Source organism: Sulfuricurvum sp. (genome assembly GCF_031427015.1).
GTDB lineage: Bacteria > Campylobacterota > Campylobacteria > Campylobacterales > Sulfurimonadaceae > Sulfuricurvum.
Window position 1 is genome coordinate 544,072 of sequence record NZ_JASJOW010000003.1, and the last position, 19,088, is coordinate 563,159.

General features: G+C 43.9%; 18 protein-coding genes. 12 read left to right on the forward strand and 6 right to left on the reverse strand.

Annotated features, from left to right (window positions below; all coding sequences use genetic code 11):
* Positions 1-138 precede the first annotated feature (138 nt).
* The 4 genes from glyS to RMO68_RS08040 all read left to right on the forward strand — a co-directional run bounded on the left by glyS (position 139) and on the right by RMO68_RS08040 (position 4,066).
* Positions 139-2,175 (forward strand): glycine--tRNA ligase subunit beta, encoded by a 2,037-nt coding sequence (glyS, locus tag RMO68_RS08025; protein ID WP_310440208.1) that lies wholly within the window; start codon positions 139-141, stop codon positions 2,173-2,175.
* Positions 2,176-2,312: 137 nt separating this feature from the next.
* Positions 2,313-2,591 carry a type VII toxin-antitoxin system MntA family adenylyltransferase antitoxin gene (mntA, locus tag RMO68_RS08030; RefSeq protein ID WP_310440209.1) on the forward strand — a complete coding sequence of 93 codons (279 nt, stop codon included), beginning with the start codon at positions 2,313-2,315 and terminating at the stop codon, positions 2,589-2,591.
* The gene (locus tag RMO68_RS08035; RefSeq protein WP_310440210.1) at positions 2,584-2,952 is read left to right on the forward strand and encodes a HepT-like ribonuclease domain-containing protein; all 369 of its coding nucleotides are present in this window, start codon (positions 2,584-2,586) and stop codon (positions 2,950-2,952) included. The genes mntA and RMO68_RS08035 overlap by 8 nt, the downstream gene beginning before the upstream one ends.
* Entirely contained in the window at positions 2,942-4,066 is a 1,125-nt protein-coding gene (locus RMO68_RS08040) for an FAD-binding oxidoreductase (protein WP_310440211.1), read from the forward strand. The genes RMO68_RS08035 and RMO68_RS08040 overlap by 11 nt, the downstream gene beginning before the upstream one ends.
* Here RMO68_RS08040 and RMO68_RS08045 read toward each other — a convergent pair.
* Positions 4,057-4,521 (reverse strand): hypothetical protein, encoded by a 465-nt coding sequence (locus RMO68_RS08045; RefSeq protein ID WP_310440212.1) that lies wholly within the window; start codon positions 4,519-4,521, stop codon positions 4,057-4,059. The two genes, RMO68_RS08040 and RMO68_RS08045, sit on opposite strands and share 10 nt — an antisense overlap.
* Positions 4,522-4,526: 5 nt before the next feature.
* Positions 4,527-5,333, reverse strand: a complete 807-nt coding sequence (locus tag RMO68_RS08050; RefSeq protein WP_310440213.1) for a C40 family peptidase — start codon at positions 5,331-5,333, stop codon at positions 4,527-4,529.
* A gap of 125 nt (positions 5,334-5,458) precedes the next feature.
* Here RMO68_RS08050 and hemH point away from each other — a divergent pair, with 125 nt between their 5' ends.
* From hemH to fliG, 8 genes are all read left to right on the forward strand, one after another.
* On the forward strand, positions 5,459-6,406 hold the full coding sequence (hemH, locus tag RMO68_RS08055; RefSeq protein WP_310440214.1) for a ferrochelatase: 948 nt from the start codon (positions 5,459-5,461) through the stop codon (positions 6,404-6,406).
* On the forward strand, positions 6,407-7,054 hold the full coding sequence (locus RMO68_RS08060; protein WP_310440215.1) for an HAD family hydrolase: 648 nt from the start codon (positions 6,407-6,409) through the stop codon (positions 7,052-7,054).
* Positions 7,051-8,301 (forward strand): hypothetical protein, encoded by a 1,251-nt coding sequence (locus RMO68_RS08065; RefSeq protein ID WP_310440216.1) that lies wholly within the window; start codon positions 7,051-7,053, stop codon positions 8,299-8,301. Before RMO68_RS08060 ends, RMO68_RS08065 begins: the two co-directional genes overlap by 4 nt.
* A gap of 38 nt (positions 8,302-8,339) precedes the next feature.
* Positions 8,340-9,044: a DUF695 domain-containing protein gene (locus RMO68_RS08070; RefSeq protein WP_310440217.1), complete on the forward strand. Its 705-nt coding sequence runs from the start codon at positions 8,340-8,342 to the stop codon at positions 9,042-9,044.
* Entirely contained in the window at positions 9,044-10,873 is a 1,830-nt protein-coding gene (locus tag RMO68_RS08075) for an MFS transporter (RefSeq protein ID WP_310440218.1), read from the forward strand. Before RMO68_RS08070 ends, RMO68_RS08075 begins: the two co-directional genes overlap by 1 nt.
* Positions 10,860-11,228, forward strand: a complete 369-nt coding sequence (locus RMO68_RS08080) for a diacylglycerol kinase (protein WP_310440219.1) — start codon at positions 10,860-10,862, stop codon at positions 11,226-11,228. The genes RMO68_RS08075 and RMO68_RS08080 overlap by 14 nt, the downstream gene beginning before the upstream one ends.
* Before the next feature lie 59 nt (positions 11,229-11,287).
* Positions 11,288-12,472 (forward strand): saccharopine dehydrogenase family protein, encoded by a 1,185-nt coding sequence (locus tag RMO68_RS08085; protein ID WP_310440220.1) that lies wholly within the window; start codon positions 11,288-11,290, stop codon positions 12,470-12,472.
* A 141-nt stretch (positions 12,473-12,613) separates the two neighbouring features.
* Positions 12,614-13,639, forward strand: a complete 1,026-nt coding sequence (fliG, locus tag RMO68_RS08090; RefSeq protein WP_310440221.1) for a flagellar motor switch protein FliG — start codon at positions 12,614-12,616, stop codon at positions 13,637-13,639.
* 4 nt (positions 13,640-13,643) lie between these two features.
* Here the strand turns inward: fliG and RMO68_RS08095 are convergent, their stop codons facing one another.
* The 4 genes from RMO68_RS08095 to cobA form a co-directional block, all read right to left on the reverse strand.
* Positions 13,644-14,216, reverse strand: coding sequence for a hypothetical protein (locus RMO68_RS08095; protein WP_310440222.1), 573 nt, complete (start codon positions 14,214-14,216; stop codon positions 13,644-13,646).
* 125 nt (positions 14,217-14,341) lie between these two features.
* On the reverse strand, positions 14,342-16,357 hold the full coding sequence (locus tag RMO68_RS08100) for a molybdopterin oxidoreductase family protein (protein ID WP_310440223.1): 2,016 nt from the start codon (positions 16,355-16,357) through the stop codon (positions 14,342-14,344).
* The gene (locus tag RMO68_RS08105; protein WP_310440224.1) at positions 16,350-18,251 is read right to left on the reverse strand and encodes a ferredoxin--nitrite reductase; all 1,902 of its coding nucleotides are present in this window, start codon (positions 18,249-18,251) and stop codon (positions 16,350-16,352) included. Before RMO68_RS08105 ends, RMO68_RS08100 begins: the two co-directional genes overlap by 8 nt.
* Complete coding sequence (cobA, locus tag RMO68_RS08110; RefSeq protein ID WP_310440225.1) at positions 18,229-19,005, reverse strand: uroporphyrinogen-III C-methyltransferase; 777 nt, start codon at positions 19,003-19,005, stop codon at positions 18,229-18,231. The genes RMO68_RS08105 and cobA overlap by 23 nt, the downstream gene beginning before the upstream one ends.
* Positions 19,006-19,088 lie beyond the last annotated feature (83 nt).

Here is a 19,088-nt window from a genome sequence, read left to right on the forward strand (position 1 = left end):
CATTGTACAACTCAAAACTTTTAATCAAACCTAAATAAGATACTTTATCTCTGAATTAATTTTTTCCAAAGCAACAGCGATTTTTAACCATTATAGGGGTAAAATCGGCCTTTAAAAATGATTGATGGATAAATGATTATGCTAAAACCTCTTTTGATTGAAATCGGTGTCGAAGAACTTCCGGCTGTACCACTCCTCAAAGAACTCGCTGAGATTGAGAAAAAATGGGTAGCCGTATTGGAAAAAAATGCTCTTTTAGGGGAGTTTGAGTTCTACTACACACCGCGCCGTTTGGTACTATGGCACCGCGAGTTCAAAACCCGCCAAGACGACCGCGTTGAAGAGTTCTTCGGAGCACCCGTAGAGATCGCGATCAAAGACGGAGTTCCTACCCCTGCGGCACTTGGTTTTGCCAAAAAATGCGGTGTAGAATTCGATCAACTCTCCCGCTCAGAAAAGGGTGGTAAAGAGGTTCTTTATTTCTCTAAAACCATCGCGGGACGAGATAGCACTGAGATTTTGGGTGAAATGATCGATACGTGGATCAAAAGCTTGAGCTTTGGTAAATCAATGCGCTGGGGATCAAGCCATGAGAGCTTTATCCGTCCGATCCGCTGGGTTAATGTCCTTTTAGGTGAAGAATTGGTCGATATGGAACTCTTCGGTGTCCGCTCATCTTCAGAGACCTACGTCCACCGTATTAGCCATTTCGAAGCCAAAAAAGTAAACTCTATCCATCATTATTTCGATCTTCTCAAAGAGGGTTCCGTCGATCTTTACCCCCAAAGCCGTCGTGAATCGATCTTGACCAATTTCGCTACACTCGAACGTGAAAACGGCATCTCTATCGAGATCGACGAAGACTTGCTCGATGAAGTCGTCGCCATTACCGAACATCCGACACCGCTTTTGGGAAGTTTTGACGAAAGTTTCCTCGAACTCCCTCCTGAAGTTATCATCACCTCGATGAAAGAGCATCAGCGTTATTTCCCTGTCTTCAAAGAGGGAAAACTTATCAACGCATTCGTCGTGGTCTCCAATGCCCTTACCGATGATTTCAGTCATGTCATCGAGGGAAATCAGCGGGTTCTCCGTCCACGCCTCTCCGATGCACTTTTCTTTTACCGTAACGACCTCAAAAAAGGGCTTAGTACGGCAGGATTGGAAAAAGTTGTCTTTATGAATGGGTTGGGGACATTAGCGGAGAAGATCAAACGCGAAAAAGTGGTTGCATCGACCATTGCCAATCTCATATATGATAATATTAATCCTGACCATTTAGAGCGGGCAATGGAGTTGGCAAAAGCGGACTTGATGTCTGAGATGGTGTATGAGTTTACCGAGCTACAGGGACTTATGGGGTATTACTATGCCCTAGCGCTGGGTGAATCCACTGAAGTAGCCACGGCGATTAAAGAGCAGTATCTCCCAAGCGGTGAAGAGAGTGCGTTGCCAAGTACAATGCTCAGTGCCATCGTCGCTATGTCGATGAAACTCGATACCCTCATTGGTATGTTCAGCATCGGTGAGATCCCGACAGGTTCACGTGATCCGTTCGCCCTTCGCCGTGCCGTAAACGGGATCATCAAAATCGCCGTAGCGCACCAAATCCCTCTCAACTTCTCCACCTTGATCGATCAACTCTCATCGCTCTATCCGCAAGGCAAAGAGTACAAAAAGAACATAGAAACCTTTATCATCGAACGTCTAGCGGGAGCGTACGTCGGTGTTAATCCATCGATCATCCAATCGGTCGTTGCCAAAGATGCTAATGTCGAACTCGATGTGCTCGAAATCGACCGTAAAATCCGTGCCATCTCATCTATCGCATCGTCAGAGACGTTTATCGAAGCGTTCTCCACCTTTAAACGGGTCAGCAACATCCTCAAAGACGAAGCGATGGACAAAGGTTTCAGCGTCAACGAATCACTCTTTGAAAACGATGCGGAGCGTCATCTATACTCTGCCGCAACGTCAGCTATCTCTGCGAGCTACAAAACCCTCGAAGAGCGTTTGGATGCATTGTTCGCCCTCAAAGCCCCATTGGATAACTTCTTCGACAATGTTATGGTTAATGCCGAAGATTTGAGCGTCCGTGCTAACCGTAAAGCGTTGGTCGGGATGATCTACGCCGAGATTTATTCGATTGCCGACATCAAAAATATCACCCTCTAGCTTTCTCGTTATCCCCAAAGGGCACAAGAACCTCTTCGAGGTTCCCGACTTGATTGGGCAAAGTGCCCTTTAGGGTGAATCCACTTTCCATCAACTTCATGTTATACTTTCTGAAAAATTTGTGGGAGGAAAATATAATGTCTGAAAGCACCGTTATTGAAACACTCAAACAGATCAAAGAGCGTTATCACCTCCCCGAACTCTATCTTTTTGGCTCATATGCAAAGCATACTAACCATATCGGTAGTGATATCGATGTCGCAGTAAAGCTCGAAAAAACAGACGCTTTTTTATTAATTCGAATCATGCAGGATATTCAAGAACGTCTCAATACTAAAGTCGATCTTGTTCAACTGCGCGATCGGATGAATCCTTATTTAAAAAAAACAATTCTTGAAGAGGGAATCCGTGTTTAATACGGAACTCGTCAAAGACATTATAAATCAAATGATTCTCTCATGTGAGAGAGTTGAAAACCGTTTTCGCCCCATTCAAAGTATCGATGATTTTTTAGATAGCGAAGAAGGGATAGAGAAACTTGATTCGATATGTATGCAACTAATCGCTATAGGTGAAAGTGTCAAAAATATCGATAAAGAGACCGACAAAAAACTATTAGCCTCTTACCCTATCATTTCATGGAAAGAGGTAGCAGGTTTACGTGATATTATCAGTCACCACTATTTTGATCTGAATGCTGAAATCGTATTTGATGTCTGTAAAAACTATATTCATACACTCAAAGAAACATTAATACTGATTCGCAATGATTTATGATGTCATCATCATCGGTGCAGGGATAAACGGCTGCTGTAGCGCCTATACTCTCTCACATGCAGGGCTAAACGTCGCTCTGATCGACCAAGACGGCATCGCTGCTGGCGGGAGCGGTGCGGCGGGGGCATTTATCTCGCCTAAAATCTCCAAAGCCGGAGAGCTTAAAGAGATCATGGCTGAAGCACATGCTGAAGCATTAGCCTTTTATACGACCCATTTTCCTCAGTTTACCCTCGTAAAACCGCTCCTTCATATTGCCAATAGCCCGAAAGAGGGTGAAAAAGTTGAATCTTTCAAGGATGAAACACATATAAAGCACTCCAATATTCCCCATAAAATTCAAAGTCTCCTGAGCGATGAAGCACTAATCTCCCCTTCGATATATTTTGACATCGGTGCCGTTGTCGATGCGCAGGGGGTTTGTCATGCGATGGTGGAGGGGATCGATTTTTATCCGATTAAGGTCGAAAGTCTCATCCAAACCGACGGTTTATGGCAGGTCGGTGAACTGCGAGCCAAACACCTCGTTCTCACTATCGGTGCCTATCCCAAACTTCTCCCCATCGACTACGTCGGATTACGCGGAATATGGGGGCACAGGATCGATAGTGAGACCTCTACCCACATCCCCTGCATCCTCCATCACCATGTCTCTATTTCCCCTACGACCAAGGAGGGGATAGTAGCCATCGGGGCTACTCATGATGTCCATTATTCCCCATTTTCAGGCGAAGCGTATGATATGGAGCAGGGGAGAGCACAACTCCTCGAAAAAGCTTCAAAAACTTTAAAATTAAATAATATTAATATCTTAAAAGACTATACGGGATTGCGTTCAGGCTCAAACGACTATCTCCCCATGCTGGGAAACCTTGTTGATGCTGAGGCAACGCTAGAGAAATACCCTCATCTGAAACACGGTGAAAAGGTTGAGTCATCGGAATATATCTACTATCCGAATCTTACGATGATTAACGGTTCAGGAGGGTATGGATTTGTACTTGCACCGTATCTGTCGAAACGATTAAGTGCGTTTTTAGTAGAAGGGAAAGAATTGAGTCCTATTTTGTCACCGTCGCGATTCTTTCCGCGCTGGGCAAAGCGTCAATCGTAGACAACGACTCCGTAGTTATCGTCGATTCGGTAAAAGCGTGAATCCGCCGTAATAATAAGATCATCCAAACGGGCTAAGTGGACATAGCTTTTTTTACCGATTTTAATCCCGTTTTCAAGAAAAAACCGTTTGAGATTGACAAATTTAATATCATTCACAAATTTATACTCGAATTGATTGTATAACCGCATTTTTTTGTAGCCGAAGATATGACTGTCAATACCAAGCTGTGTTGCTGCGTATTGGGTCGGAAGATAACCTGTGAGATCGGTTAAATCCTCTTCGATATACGAATATTTTGAGGGGAGGGTATGTTTTTCAAGAAAAATATACCGATTAAGTTTAATATGGCGTGTATCATTCCAGTATTGATAGGCTGGGGAGGAGATATCCAGTTTGGTATATACCTCTTTCCAGAGCCAGTGTTTGTCCAATGTAGAGTGAAGTGTTGACATAGAGATTACTCGTCGTGATCGGGGTCGTTAAACGCAAGACGTTTAGCGTACATGAAACGATCTCGGTAATACGCTTTTTCGATTGAGTCGTATTGTACTTTTTTAGCGGCATACGAAGCGTGAATAATTTTTCCTTCTCCCGCATAGATAGCCACATGTGAAGGATCGGATTTATAGGTACGATAAAAAAGCAAATCGCCTACTTGAAGATCATTAAGATTTACATTTTCCCCGAATTGCGCCTGTTCCATCGCACTGCGCGGAAGTGAAATTCCGAATTGTCGAAAAACCTGCTGTGTAAATCCTGAACAATCGGTACGCCCCCCCTCCTTATCCCCAAAACCATAAGGAGTTCCGAGAAAATCTTTGGCACGAGAAAGGACTTTTTCTTTAACGCTATTCAAATTTTTAATGATTTTTTGGGGTGCGGTTTTAGGTACTTCGGCTATCAGAACCTCATCCGGACATCCCTCTTTTGAAGCAATAGGGGCCGGTTTGCTCACAACTAAAAAAGGTTTGCTGTCTTGTCCGATCGTATCGGTATCGACTTTTGTATTTTTCAACACGGTTGTCGTCGTTTCCGATACGGTTGGCTTGTTAACAGTCGGTTCTACGGGAAGAGGAGGCTTCGTTACAGATAGATACGTGATATTCTTTACAAATGCAGTTTCATCATTTTTGATAAGAGCGTCGTTCGTTTTTTTTAATTCGCGTTCATATTCTAAAAAGAGAGAGGGTTCACGCCTTTGTGAATCAGCCTGAACCGTCATTGTCAGTAAAATCAGCGATAACACTGTTCGGTTTATCAGCATTAACCCTCCTCATTTTCTGCGTTAAAGTCATTATAGATTAAAAAGCTTTAGTTTTTTTTATAATACCTGAATTTAACAAAGCGTTATGGTACACTTTCTCCAAAAACAAACGGATAATCAGCATTATGAAAGAAGCTATACTCTTACTCAATATGGGCGGTCCTAACAATCTAGGAGAAGTTGAAATGTTTTTACATAACATGTTCAACGATCCCTATATCATCCGTACCAAAAGTTCTTTGTTACGTCGATTTATCGCCGGCATGATCACATTGACACGTGCCGAAAAATCTCAGGATATATATCGGCAAATCGGTGGAAAATCTCCACTCGTCGGACATACCCGTGCATTGGTTGCATCATTACAAAAATATATAGGAGATGAAATTGTCGTTGATTTCATCATGCGCTATACCCCCCCTATGGCAAACGAGGTGTGTAAACGACTACAAGAACAGGGGATTGAAAAAGTCTATCTGATTCCTCTCTATCCGCAGTACTCTTCTACTACTACCCAATCCTCACTGGATGATTTTGAAATAACAGCTCATGCTATCGGTTGGGAGGTCATAACGGTAGAAATCAAACATTTCTTTGCCCATGAAACCTATAACCGATGTTTGATCGAGCGTATTAAAGAAGCTTTACAAGATGAGACCGCCGAGTCGTTCGATATTATCTTCTCAGCTCATGGTCTACCGCAAAAAATCGTTGATCAAGGGGATCCGTATCAGCGACAGGTGATCGCCCATGTTGAACTGATCAAAACAATGATGCTAAAAAGCGGTCTGCACTTCAACGGTGTTCATGTAGCCTATCAATCCAAAGTTGGGCCGATGAAATGGCTGGAACCCTCACTCGAGAGCACTTTACACGAACTCAAAAATAAACGTGCCATTATCGTCCCTATCGCATTTACCATCGATAACTCTGAAACGGATTTCGAGCTCTCGTTAGAATACGCCGAAGTAGCGGATCACTTAGGTTATGAAGCCTATCGTGTCTGCCGTTGTCCGAACGACCACCCTTTGTTTGTTCAAACCCTTAGTGAGCTTTACCAAAAGATGAAATAAATGAAAAAGATCACACTTTTCGATATGGACGGAACCTTGATCGATTCGGGACTTGATATCACCCTCTCTATCAATCATGTAAGAAAAGTGTGTTACGATCTTGATCCGCTAAGTGTTCAATCCGTCATTGATGCGATCAATGCACCTGTACGAAATCTCTCTGAAATTTTTTATGGAAACCCTATCTATGAAGAGAGGGCTCGGGAGCTTTTCGAATGCCACTATTATGATCAATGTATCCAAAACGCTACTCTCTACAAAGGGATCCCTGATCTTTTAGAAAACCTTTCCCGAAATGGATTTCTAATGGGGGTTGCCACCAACGCACCCAGTATTTTTGCAAAGCGTATGTTGGAGTATTTAGAAATTGATTCATTTTTCAAACTCATTATCGGTGCAGACAATGTTGATACCCCAAAACCTCATCCCCAAATGCTCCATCGTCATCTCGAACACGATGATTATCGTTCGGGCACGGATTATGCTTGGATGATCGGTGATAATACCAAAGATATGGAAGCGGCTCAAAGAGCAGGGATCACGGGAATTTTTGCAGGTTGGGGATTTAGTGCGCAAGGGGAAGGGGACTACTTTGCTTCCTCTCCTGATTCTTTATTGGATATCATCTATCAAAAGGATAACGTATGATCAGTATCGATTTGTTACTCACCATTATGGCCATGTCACTTTTATTTTTACGCCATACGGCAGTCTATAAAGACCACAGCAAGATCAACTATACCCCTGTTGTTTTGGCATTGGGGGCAATCGGGGCACTGTTGCATTTTATCCTTAGTGAGTCGATGGATATAAATATCCTCAAAGAGTCTTTATTGTCCTTGAGTGTCGGAATCGTTTTATCTGCGATCATGAGTGTGATGAATCAAACCGTAAGTGTCATCAATACCTATGAAGATCGCTTGCGTATGGTCGGAATCGGAGAAGATATTTCTGTTTTAAGCTCTTCACTGGAGAGACTAAACGAGCGTCTTAATCTGGTTTCTCAGATGGAGACAACGACCCACGATCAGATACGCAACGTATTTAGAGAAGAGTTTGATGCACTCAACGCCATTCAAGCCAATCAGAAACTCTTTATCTCTAAAATAGAGGCTCTTTTGATTCAGCAAGAAAAGGCAATGGGGAAATTTGAAGAGTTTACCCTCTCTGAACTTCCAAGTTTGGATAATGTCGTTCATCGCCATATTGATCTTTTACGTATCGCGGAACAAGATCACTTTAATCATCTGAAACATGTTGCGCATCTGAGCAGTGATGAACAAAAAGAGGTACTTACTCAGATAAAAGATATGCATGAACTTGTCGTTCAGATGAGTCATCATCAACTTCCAGATCATACCGTTGCAGTGGTACAAAAAGAGTTTGACCGTATCATTAATGATTTTTCACATCACATCCAAATGCTCGGTGCTAAAAGTGAATCCATTGTAACCTCTTTACTTGAAAATGACTCGCTGTTACGCAGTTCACGTGAACAAAGTGAACTCATTATGCAGCAAATGGTTCTCTCGACAAAACATATGCGAGAAATGACGACCCATTCAAAAGAGCTCTCCGATTCGCTTATGCCGCTCTCTCGTCTTTTTGCTTCGGCCCAAACACTTCACGACGAATTCCTACATGCCAAGGGAAAACTGAGTGAACTGATCGTCACCCTCGAATCGTATGAACATCAAGAATACCGTGCCATTCGTCAAAGTCTGGAACAAGTCGCCGCAGAAGCAACGGTACAAATGCAACTTTTATCCCAAAGCCTCCAACAAAGAGAGTCTCACCCGAAAGAATCCCTATCGATGATCGAAGCCAAAAATGTTCAAGAGCTGGCAAGTAAAGTAAAGTTGCATAAGAGCTATTTGGGAGAAAACCAAGAATAAAGACCATATAATTACGAAAAAATAAGGTCTTTACTCTGATGATAGAATTTTACGAACTCCTCGATGATGAAAATATACCGTATCGATGCGACGTAGAACTCGATCTCATCGAAGAAGCTCCCCAAGAAGAGCGTCCTTGGCTCCTATGGCTCTTTGTCAAAGCCGATAGCGTTACCGAAGCGTTGGAACTCTTTACAAAAGAGCTAATAACGGCACTCACCTCAGTAGATGCACTGTTTGCCGGAAGAGTTATGAAAGAGGGATGGGCTGAATTTTATTTTTATGCCCCCCAATCCAAACGGTTTGAAAACATTAGCTCCGACGTGATGAGCACTCATGGCGGGTTTGTATATGAACGCGGTTCATCCAAAGATGCTAAATGGGAGATGTACCGTGATAATCTCTATCCCGATCCTTATGGATTGCTCAGTATCCAAAATCGCCATACGATAGCGGCACTGCTCGACGCAGGAGATGACCTATCCCTCATTCGAGAAGTCGAACACTATCTTTTCTTTCAAACCAAAACTTCGATGGAACGCAGTGTCTCGCAACTTGCCTCACACGGCTACTCGGTCAAAGAGTACGTTAACGATGATGAAAGTGATTATGCATACGGGGTTGTCCTCATCAAAAAAGAGGCCATTACCCCTGAAATTGTAGAAGAGACAACAACCTCGTTGTATGAATCGGCTATGCAGGAGCATGGAATATATGAGGGATGGAGTACGGTGCTGGGATAATGAATATCACCAAAATAAAAGGGATTTTTCCCTACACCCTTGCACTCTTTCTCAATGCCTTCACCGATTTAGGGCATAAAATCATTATTCAAAATACCGTTTTCAAAATTTATGACGACCAAACACAAATTATCTATACGGCCATTTTAAACGCCCTTATTTTACTCCCCTTCATTTTTTTATTTACCCCATCCGGCTACCTCTCTCACCGTTTTTCAAAAGTCAGTGTCATGCGATACGGTGCATTTGCCGCAGTTATTATCACCTTACTGATCACGTATAGCTATTATCAGGGGTGGTTTTGGAGTGCTTTTTTCCTTACCTTTATTCTCGCCGCCCAAAGTGCCATCTACTCTCCCGCTAAATACGGATACATTAAAGAGATAGCGGGGGTGAGAGATTTTAGCTCTCTAAATGCACTGGTGCAGTCGGTTACAACGGTTGCAATCCTCTCAGGGATCATTGCGTACACGGTGATGTTTGAAAACTCTCTCAGCGGTAATTATGACAATGAAGCACAAATTTTACGTCAAATCGCACCGCTGGGATGGTTACTTGTTATCGGTAGTATCTTCGAATTCATCCTTACTCTTCGACTCCAATCGTATGGATCGGCTAGTGGTATTTCTTTTAATATTAAAAAATATCTAAATGGATATACCCTTCGTAAAAATTGGATTTTACTCCGTCGTAAGCCGGAAATATTTGAAGCGATTCTTTTTCTTTCCCTCTTTTGGTCTATTTCACAAGTAATCTTGGCAGCTTTCGGAGCCTATGCGAAATCGACGCTGGGAATTGAGAATACCATTATTGTCCAAGGGCTTATGGCACTGGCGGCCTTCGGGATTATCATCGGCTCTGTGATTGCCGCACGCTTATCCCGCCATTATCTTCACAAAGGGGTTATTGTTGCCGGAGCGGTAAAAATTACTATTATGCTAATCCTTTTGCCATTAGTGCACAGCCTCCCATTGATCGGACTGATCTTCTTCGGATTCGGTATCGGCGGGGCCATGATGATCGTTTCGCTCAACGCCCTTATCTTATCCCAAACTCCCCGCGCGCATCTTGCCTATGTTTTATCAGGCAATAACTGGATCCAAAATATTTTTATGACCCTATTTTTAGTTTTGACCACCCTTTTTGCCTATGCAGGGTGGGATGCATTGATGCTATTTTATGCGATGCTTTTTGTCTCTCTTCTCTTAAGTACGGGGGCAATTATCCGTTATAAAGAGTACTTTATCTGGCTCATTTTTGAACGTTTGTTGGCATTACGTTACAACATTATCCCGATGCAAACGCATAATGTCCCTTCAAAAGGGGCCGTATTGCTCTTGGGTAATCATATTAGCTGGATTGATTGGATACTGGTTCAAATAGGGGTAGAACGCCGTATACGCTATCTTATGGAACGTTCAATCTATGAAAAAAAGCTTATTAAACCCATCATGCGGTTGGGAGAAGTAATTCCGATCTCTGCTCGGGGGGCGAAAGAGGCCTTTAAACAAGCACAAAAACGTTTACAAAACGGAGAAATAATCGGTATTTTTCCCGAGGGAAGTATCAGCTCTGATGGTGAAGTAGGGACGTTTTTACACGGCTATAAAAGAGTTTCTACCGACTCGGAGGGTGTGATCATCCCATTTTACATTGACGGAGTCTATGGGAGTCTGTTTTCCCGCTCACGTAACCGTCATACGCCATCACGTACAAGATTCCGACGCAATATACGTGTCATTTACGGAGAGCCGCTTCCCATGAACAGTGAACCGCAAACCGTTTATAATGCAATTATCTCTTTAAAGGAGACGCATGGCGCTCAATAAGCCTGAATATACCCTTTTCAAAAATACCCGTTATGCCCTGAACGGTCTACTCGAAGTGACAAAAAACGAAAAATCATTTCGTCTGCAAATTATACTGTTTGTGATTGGTATGATTATCGCATGGAGCTTGCCGATAGGGTTTATTTCAAAAGCGATACTTTCCGTCTCTTTATTTATTCCGTTGATTGCGGAAGTGATTAACAGTGCCGTTGAGCGTACGGTCGATTTGGTGACGTATGAGCATCATGAGCTGGCCAAGCGTGCAAAAGATGCCGGTGCCGCATTGGTTTTTCTCTCATTGGGAATGTTAGCGTTCATTTGGGGATTGACCCTCTATGAAGCATTTTGTCTGTAACGTTTTTGTAAGAGATAATCGCTTATAATTTCCATAATTTTTTAATCAGGGGATATGCCGTGGCAACAGCACTTATTATCGGCGCCGGTGGAGTAGGGCGCGTTGTGGCACATAAATGTGTCATGAATAACCATGTTTTCGATCGTATCATTTTAGCAAGCCGTAGCATATGGCGCTGTGAAGAGATCCAAAGCGAACTTCCAGCCGGTGCTCTTGAAATCACAACCGTCGATGCGGACAATACCGATGAAGTGATTGCACTCATCCAAAAATACTCTCCTGATATTTTAATCAACGTTGCTCTTCCGTATCAAGATCTCGCCATTATGGATGCATGTATCGCGACCAAAACTCCGTATCTCGATACGGCCAACTATGAGCATCCGGATGAGGCGAAATTCGAATACAAACTCCAATGGGAGCGGGATACTGCGTTTAAAGAAGCGGGGATTATGGGATTACTCGGAAGCGGATTCGATCCGGGTGCGACGAACGTTTTCTGTGCGTATGCTCAAAAACACTATTTTGATGAGATCCATACGATCGATATTCTCGACTGCAATGCAGGGGATCACGGCTATCCGTTCGCAACCAACTTTAACCCTGAAATCAATCTTCGCGAAGTGAGTGCCAAAGGGCGTTACTGGGAAGAGGGTAAGTGGATCGAAACGGCACCGATGGAGATTATGCAAGTGTGGGATTATCCCGAAGTGGGACCAAAAGACAGTTATCTCTTGTACCACGAAGAGATGGAGTCCCTCGTTAAACACATCAAAGGGCTCAAGCGTATCCGCTTTTTCATGACGTTCGGTCAAAGCTACCTTACCCATATGAAATGTCTCGAAAATGTCGGTATGCTTGGGATCGAGCCGGTTGAGCATCAAGGGATGAAGATCGTTCCGATGGAATTTCTCAAAACATTGCTCCCCGATCCGGCGTCACTGGGACCTCGTACCAAAGGTAAAACCAACATCGGTATCGTTGCTGAAGGTCTCAAAGACGGCAAAAAACGTAAAATCTATATCTACCAAGTCAAAGACCATGAAGAGTGCTACGCCGAAGTAAAATCACAAGGTGTCTCGTACACTACAGGTGTTCCTGCGGTTATCGGTGCGAAACTGATGGTGCAAGGTAAATGGAGCGGACAAGGTGTCTTTAATATGGAACAGCTCGATCCGGATCCGTTTATGGAAGAGATGAATACCCAAGGACTCCCTTGGAAAATCATTGAGATGGAGTGCTAAAAGCACTTTATCTCTCCTTTTCTCCATCTTCTAAAACTGCAATTATATTTTAATACCGTTTTCATACCTCCTTGGCTATTATAGGATAATCGAAGCAATAGCAAATTTTAATAATTTTCGATAAAACACTAAGGGTCAAAATTGAATCTTAATCAAAATCAGCAAATCTCTTTCGATGAAATGGGAATGGCTGAAAAAATCGCTATTTTGCTAATGCAGTTGGGTGAAGATGTCACGGCCACTATCTTTTCCCGTATGAATGTCGAAGCGATTACCCAAGTTTCCAAATACATTGCTTCTAACCGTTCGGTGGAAAAAAATATCGGTGGTGCCGTTTTAGAAGAGTTTTACGCGATTATCCAATCAAACCAATATCTCAACACCGGCGGTTTAGATTACGCACGTGAAATCCTCTACAAAGCGTTAGGACCCGAAGAGGCGAAAAAAGTGCTTGATCGTCTTAGTAAAACGATGCAGGGAACTCAAAATTTTGCTTTTTTATCTAAAATCAAACCTCAGCAGCTCGCCGACTTTATTATGAACGAACATCCTCAAACCGTAGCCTTGATCCTAGCGCATATGGACCCTTCCGCCGCTGCAGAGACCCTCTATATCTTTCCGGATGATTTGCGCGCCGAAGTAGCGATGCGTATGGCCAAACTCGGAGACATCTCACCGTCGATTATCAAACGGGTCAGCGCGGTACTCGAATCCAAACTCGAATCCCTTGCCAGCTACAAAGTCGAAGTGGGCGGGCCTCGGGCCGTGGCCGATGTCTTCAACCGTTTGGGTGCAAAAGCGTCTAAAGCCACCTTGTCACAAATCGAGCAGTTGGATCAAGAGCTTGCGGCATCGATCAAAGAGATGATGTTTACCTTCGAAGATATGGTTGATCTCGACGGTAACAGTATTCGTGAAATCCTTAAAGCGGTGGATAAAAATGATCTTATGCTGGCGTTGAAAAATGCGGCGGAAGAGCTCAAAGAGAAATTTTATGCCAATATGTCCCAACGTGCTAAAGATGCCTTTATCGAAGAGCTCCAATTTTTGGGTGCGGTTAAGATGAAAGAGGTCGAGGGTGCGCAACGTAGAATTGTTGATACGGTTCAGGCATTGGCGGAGCAGGGTATCTTGCAACTCGGTGAATCTGAAGAGATGTTGGAATAACCCTTTACATTTCCGAGTGGCTTATCTCCTCTATAAAATGGGTAAACATTTGGAGCTGTTTTTTCTTTTGTGTCGTAGGTGCTTCAATCATTTTATTTCGATAATGTTCAGCCAAAGAGGTTTGAAAGAGATAAAATTCAGACGGATTAAGATGATGTGTAGAATTAATCTTTTCAATAATGTGATTGAGCTTTCTTTTTATTGATCCTGTTAGTTCGTTACTCATGTTTTGAATAAGAGGATCACACTCATAAATAGCCTGAGCCGTAATAGAACTTTTCTGTTCATCTTGCAATTCATTATTTTGAGAAAGCGGTTTAAATTTGTACGCTGCGTTTTGATAGAGATATCGGTATTGAGATGCTAATTTATACTGATGAATCAAACTATCGGCGGCAGCATCCATACTAAGATAATAGATCGGCAGTTTTCCGGGGATATTAATAATGGTTCTCCCATTCGGAGATTGTGTCCACGAGCTTATATTAGCCCCTTTGAGACGCGCTTTTGCAATAATCTCATCGAGTAAGTTTTCGTAGTTCTTCTCATCTGGCGATGTGAGTGGATTCAGTGGCATAAACTGTCAATACCTTTAATATCGTATAAGGTAACGAATCATACCCATTTAGTATGTCTAAAATGTTGCAAAAGTAAATGTTGTAAAAAAATGTAAAAGAGATATAAGATTTAGGGTGCAATTAATCAAGGTATCTCTAATCGTACATGGGCTGATTTGAGTGCACTTTGAAATGAAAATGGATCATTTATGGTCGGAACAAGAGTATTGATCGGAGTTTTCGGGTATCCAAACGGTGCAAAAAGGTGATGGGGTGCCAAGATTCCAAAGCGGATGGGAAGTTCCAATGATCCGAGACTATTTGATATTACGGCGATATCTCCCTCTTTAAGCGCTTTTTCATTTGCCTCGGATTCGTTTATCAGTATATACGCCTCTTCTTCATCTTTGAGAAGTTCGGCGACTTCACCGGTACGGGTCATCGTATGCCATTGCTTTTTCGTCCGTCCGGTGAGGAGAACGAATTCCCCCTCGTTTATTTCAGGAACACAAGAGAGTATGGGATGGAACTGTGCTTTGTGCGAGGCAGTTGCAAACACTTCGTCTGCATAGAGGCGTTCGCCTCCCCATTGGTACGATAGACTTTCATACTCTTGTGTGCTTTGATCGCATAACCGTTTTTCGGTTAATGCCTTATACTCATCGTAAATCTCTACCGTATCGGTAAAATCAAATCCTGTAAATCCCAACGCTTTGGCTATGGCACAGACGATATCAGAATCACTTTTGGCACCGTTCGGAGCAGGTTTAAAGGCTCTGACACGCTTTATAAAGCGTTCGGAGTTAGTCATGCTTCCCTCTTTTTCACCCCACGCGGCGCTGGGGAGGACGAGGTTGGCAAGAGTGGCAGTTTCGCTCAGTACACAGTCCTGAACAACTAAAAAAAGATCGTTTTGCACAAGTGCGGAGCGGGTTTTAGAAATATCGGGGAGGGTGAGGAGGGGGTTCGTGCAAGCTACCCATAGAAAGCGTAACTCCTCTTGTAAAATTGAGTCGATAGCATCGGTGATAGTGATCCCTACGTCTGAAGAGATCGACTCTGCTGGGAGATTCCAATGGTGTTCACACTCATTGCGATGTTGAGGGTTACGGACATCGCGGTAACCTGGGAGGCCGTTGGAGAGGTAACCCACTTCGCGTCCCCCCATGGCATTGGGCTGACCGGTGAGAGAGAACGGGAGCCCTTTTTGGGCGTTGACTCGACCCGTAGCCAAAAAGAGGTTGATAAATCCGAGATTGCGCATCACCCCATCTATAGCTTGGTTCAATCCCTGACACCATAGGCCGAGGATTTTTTTATCCGAAGTGAAAAGATCGACTAGAATATCAGCTTCTCTAGTGGAGAGTCCGCACGATTCAATGGCTTTGGCGTATGGTATCGCTTGTGCGGCATCGATGGCTTTAGCAAACCCTTCACAAGAGCGAGCAATAAAATCGTTATCACACCCGCCTCGTGTGTGAATCTCGGACAAAAGGGCGTTGTAGAGCATCGTATCGCTTCCGCTACGAAGTCCGAGCCATAAATCGGCTTTTTCGGCACTCTCGGTACGGATCGGATCGATCACGATAATTTGGGTTTCGGGATGGGATTTTTTACGTGCCATGATACGGCGATGGATGATCGGGTGTGCCCATGCGGGGTTAGAACCGCTGATAAGGATCACGTCGGCATCGTCGATATCGGCATAACTCCCCACGGCTCCGTCGCTTCCAAATGCCATCTTGTGGGCGACGACGGCACTCGCCATACACAGCCGTGAGTTCGCATCTACGTTGTTGGTTCCTAGGTACCCTTTGATCAGTTTGGTGAAGAGATAGCTCTCTTCGGTGAGAAGCTGTCCTGAGAGGTAAAAATAGAGAGATTCACGGGGGAGCGATTTAATCTGATCGGCTAAAACGCAGATCGCCTCCTCCCACGATATTTCGCGGAAAGGGTCGGTTTTACGGGATCGATACAGCGGAGTAGTGAGACGGTTGGTATCGAGTCCTTTTGCCATTTGGATCGGTTTGAAACACAAATCTCCCTGCGTTGAGGGGCTGGTTTTATCTCCCTTGACCTTATAGCCTTTATCGGTGCACTCGACGCTTAAGGCGCATCCCGTCCCGCAAAACGGGCACCCTGTAGAGATCAAATCACTCATAAGAATCAATCTCTTTTAAATCGGCAACAACTTCACTGAAGACAACGTAACGTTTTTTGGAATCCGGTTCGACCATTTTTTCGATAATCGGTGCGTACGGTTGTATAAAATCGCTCAACGTTTTTTTATCAAATTTGAATCCTTTTCGTCCTTCAAACAATGCCGCATCGCTCTCGTAAGGATTATACCCAATGGCTTGACCTATCAGTTCGATCCCATAGCGATAGATTTCATCCGATTCAACATGTGAGCCGTAAGGGTGTTTGCAGGATAGAAACAGATTTTCATTATGGTTTCGTATCAGTCGGTTCCAGCGCATCATAAATGCGATAGCGGGGTTCGTATACCCTTGCTGTACACGAGCAATATAACTTTCTAACGATTCTTTTGATTTTCGATGATCACGATACGCACGCATAAGCTCAGCGACATATTCGTTTGCGTGTTCCAGTAAAATTCCTTTGAGTAGCAGATGAGCCTCTGACCCATCCCCGCTGAGCGTTCCGCCAATAAAGATGTCGACCCCTAGTTCCGTCTTCCCTTTGTGGGGAACTTTACATCCCAAAAAGCCCAAATCTCCTGCAGCGTGTATTCCGCATCCTTTGACGCAAGCTGACCAATAAAGGCGTACCTTTGCATCCTCTATGGGGACTTCGTGAGATAGATATTCTCCCATGGTTATTGCATCGGGTTTGCCGGGGATAACGCCAAAGGGGCAATGTTCGCTTCCGGCGCATGCAATGAGGTTCGCCATATAAGGTGATGGCCGGTTGGAATAGTTAGCAAAGAGCGGTGAATCTAACGCTGCTACCTCGTTACGTATCCCAGTGATAATTAGATTTTGCTCTATCGTGAGACGGATGGCTCCATTTTGAGATTGAGCTATTTGGGCGGCGTACAATAGATCGCTTCCACTAAAGACGCCGCTTGGTACAGCCGCATAAAGAGCAAAGGTTCCATCGTTGAGCGCAATTTTTCCATAGTGATCTCCCCCCTGCATCTCGGTGAGAAGTTGACCAGCATAGGGCATTTGATAACCAAGTGTTGTGATAATTGCTTCTCTAAATTCATTCATTCCCACAGTATCGATCAAAAATTTGAGTCGGTTTTTGTTACGGTTATCCCGAAATCCATAGGTTTTAAAGAGGGATGCAACGGCGACAAATACCTCTTTGGCTTGGAATGGGAGAACGAACATATCGGCATCTTGAGCGACTGCACCGACACGACCCCCCAAGTAAAGATTAAATCCATATATTCCCTCTTTTTGAGCCAATGTCAAGGCAAAATCTTGACCGAAAATATTACATCGATTGGAGAGGGAACCGTTAATGCCGATGTTAAATTTACGGGGAAGGGTGGTGATCCATTCGTCGTTTTTTAAAAATACCCCTTGAATCTCTCGGAGGATGGGAGAGCATTCGATGATATTGTCCATTGCCAATCCATCAAGGGGATCGAGGAGAATGTTGCGAAAATTATCGACCCCCGTCTGATAACTGGTGAGTCCAACATTTTCAAGGAGTTTCAATGACTCTGGAATATCTTCGATACGGAGATAGCGTAATTCTATTTGCTGCCGTGTTGTAAGATCGATGTAATCTTGTCCAAATGTTTTGGCAACATACGCTACCGCCATAGCCTGCTCGACGCTAAGCGATCCTCCGGCGATCCGAACGCGAATCATAAACCGCTCTGGGGTTGCAGGGCGATCAAATACACCAAAACTTTTGAGAACAAAATCCCGATCATCTTCACTAATACTGCTATATCCGCTTGTTGCATATCCCAAAAGACGATCCCAAGCTTCTTGGGCACTAAAAGCCTCTTTGATCGCTTCAGTTTTGTGTTTTTTTACACTGCGTGCTTCATTAGCTTGCTGTAGCGATGTCATAACCTTCTCCTTTTGACTCGTAACGATACGTTGGGAGAACTTTTGCTAAATTGACAACATTTCCGAAAACCAAAATTGCCGGTTTGGGTGCTCCTTTGGAGGCAGAGATGAGTTCACCTAACGTCGTAATAATAGAGTTTTGGTGTGCGGTGGTGGCATTAGAGATAATCGCGACGGGCAATGTGGCATCCACCCCCTGATCTAAAGCCTCTTTGACGATCTGACGAGTTCGGCTAAGTCCCATGAGGACTACGGTAGTGTGATCACTGACGCTCAGCATCGGAATCCATGAGAGATTGACACGATCACCTGAGAGGTGTGCCGATACGACGGAAACTCCGGTACTGACACCGCGAGCAGTCGGGGCGATTCCGGCCGATAGGGGGCCTGAGAGTGCCGATGAGATACCTGGGATCACTTCGGTCTCAATATCATTTTGCGAAGCGTAGATCGCCTCTTCGGTTCCGCGACCGAAGATGTAGGGGTCACCGCATTTGAGCCGACCAACGGTGTATCCTTGCTGAGCATACTCGGTGATCATCGCATTGATCTCACTTTGCGGGAAGCTGTGCTTTCCTTTCTCTTTTCCGACGAATACCACTTTGGCACATGGCGGGATGAGATCAATAATCTCTTGGGTGAGGAGATGATCGATGAGGGCGATATCTAGTTTTTCGATGGTTTTAAGAGCTTTCAAGGTGAGCAGATCGGCATCGCCCGGTCCGCAACCGATTAAATATAATTTTCCGTTCATGGAATATTCCTTATTAGGACTTTTTTGTCTTTAAAAAATAATAGTGTAAAATAGCGATAAGAAAAACAAATTTTTGTTTAATT

Coding starts and splice junctions, on each gene's coding strand:
- glyS (WP_310440208.1), top strand. CDS start 139: ATGCTAAAACCTCTTTTGATTGAAATCGGTGTCGAAGAACTTCCGGCT.
- mntA (WP_310440209.1), top strand. CDS start 2,313: ATGTCTGAAAGCACCGTTATTGAAACACTCAAACAGATCAAAGAGCGT.
- RMO68_RS08040 (WP_310440211.1), top strand. CDS start 2,942: ATGATTTATGATGTCATCATCATCGGTGCAGGGATAAACGGCTGCTGT.
- RMO68_RS08045 (WP_310440212.1), bottom strand. CDS start 4,521: ATGTCAACACTTCACTCTACATTGGACAAACACTGGCTCTGGAAAGAG.
- RMO68_RS08050 (WP_310440213.1), bottom strand. CDS start 5,333: ATGCTGATAAACCGAACAGTGTTATCGCTGATTTTACTGACAATGACG.
- hemH (WP_310440214.1), top strand. CDS start 5,459: ATGAAAGAAGCTATACTCTTACTCAATATGGGCGGTCCTAACAATCTA.
- RMO68_RS08060 (WP_310440215.1), top strand. CDS start 6,407: ATGAAAAAGATCACACTTTTCGATATGGACGGAACCTTGATCGATTCG.
- RMO68_RS08065 (WP_310440216.1), top strand. CDS start 7,051: ATGATCAGTATCGATTTGTTACTCACCATTATGGCCATGTCACTTTTA.
- RMO68_RS08070 (WP_310440217.1), top strand. CDS start 8,340: ATGATAGAATTTTACGAACTCCTCGATGATGAAAATATACCGTATCGA.
- RMO68_RS08075 (WP_310440218.1), top strand. CDS start 9,044: ATGAATATCACCAAAATAAAAGGGATTTTTCCCTACACCCTTGCACTC.
- RMO68_RS08080 (WP_310440219.1), top strand. CDS start 10,860: ATGGCGCTCAATAAGCCTGAATATACCCTTTTCAAAAATACCCGTTAT.
- RMO68_RS08095 (WP_310440222.1), bottom strand. CDS start 14,216: ATGCCACTGAATCCACTCACATCGCCAGATGAGAAGAACTACGAAAAC.
- RMO68_RS08100 (WP_310440223.1), bottom strand. CDS start 16,357: ATGAGTGATTTGATCTCTACAGGGTGCCCGTTTTGCGGGACGGGATGC.
- RMO68_RS08105 (WP_310440224.1), bottom strand. CDS start 18,251: ATGACATCGCTACAGCAAGCTAATGAAGCACGCAGTGTAAAAAAACAC.
- cobA (WP_310440225.1), bottom strand. CDS start 19,005: ATGAACGGAAAATTATATTTAATCGGTTGCGGACCGGGCGATGCCGAT.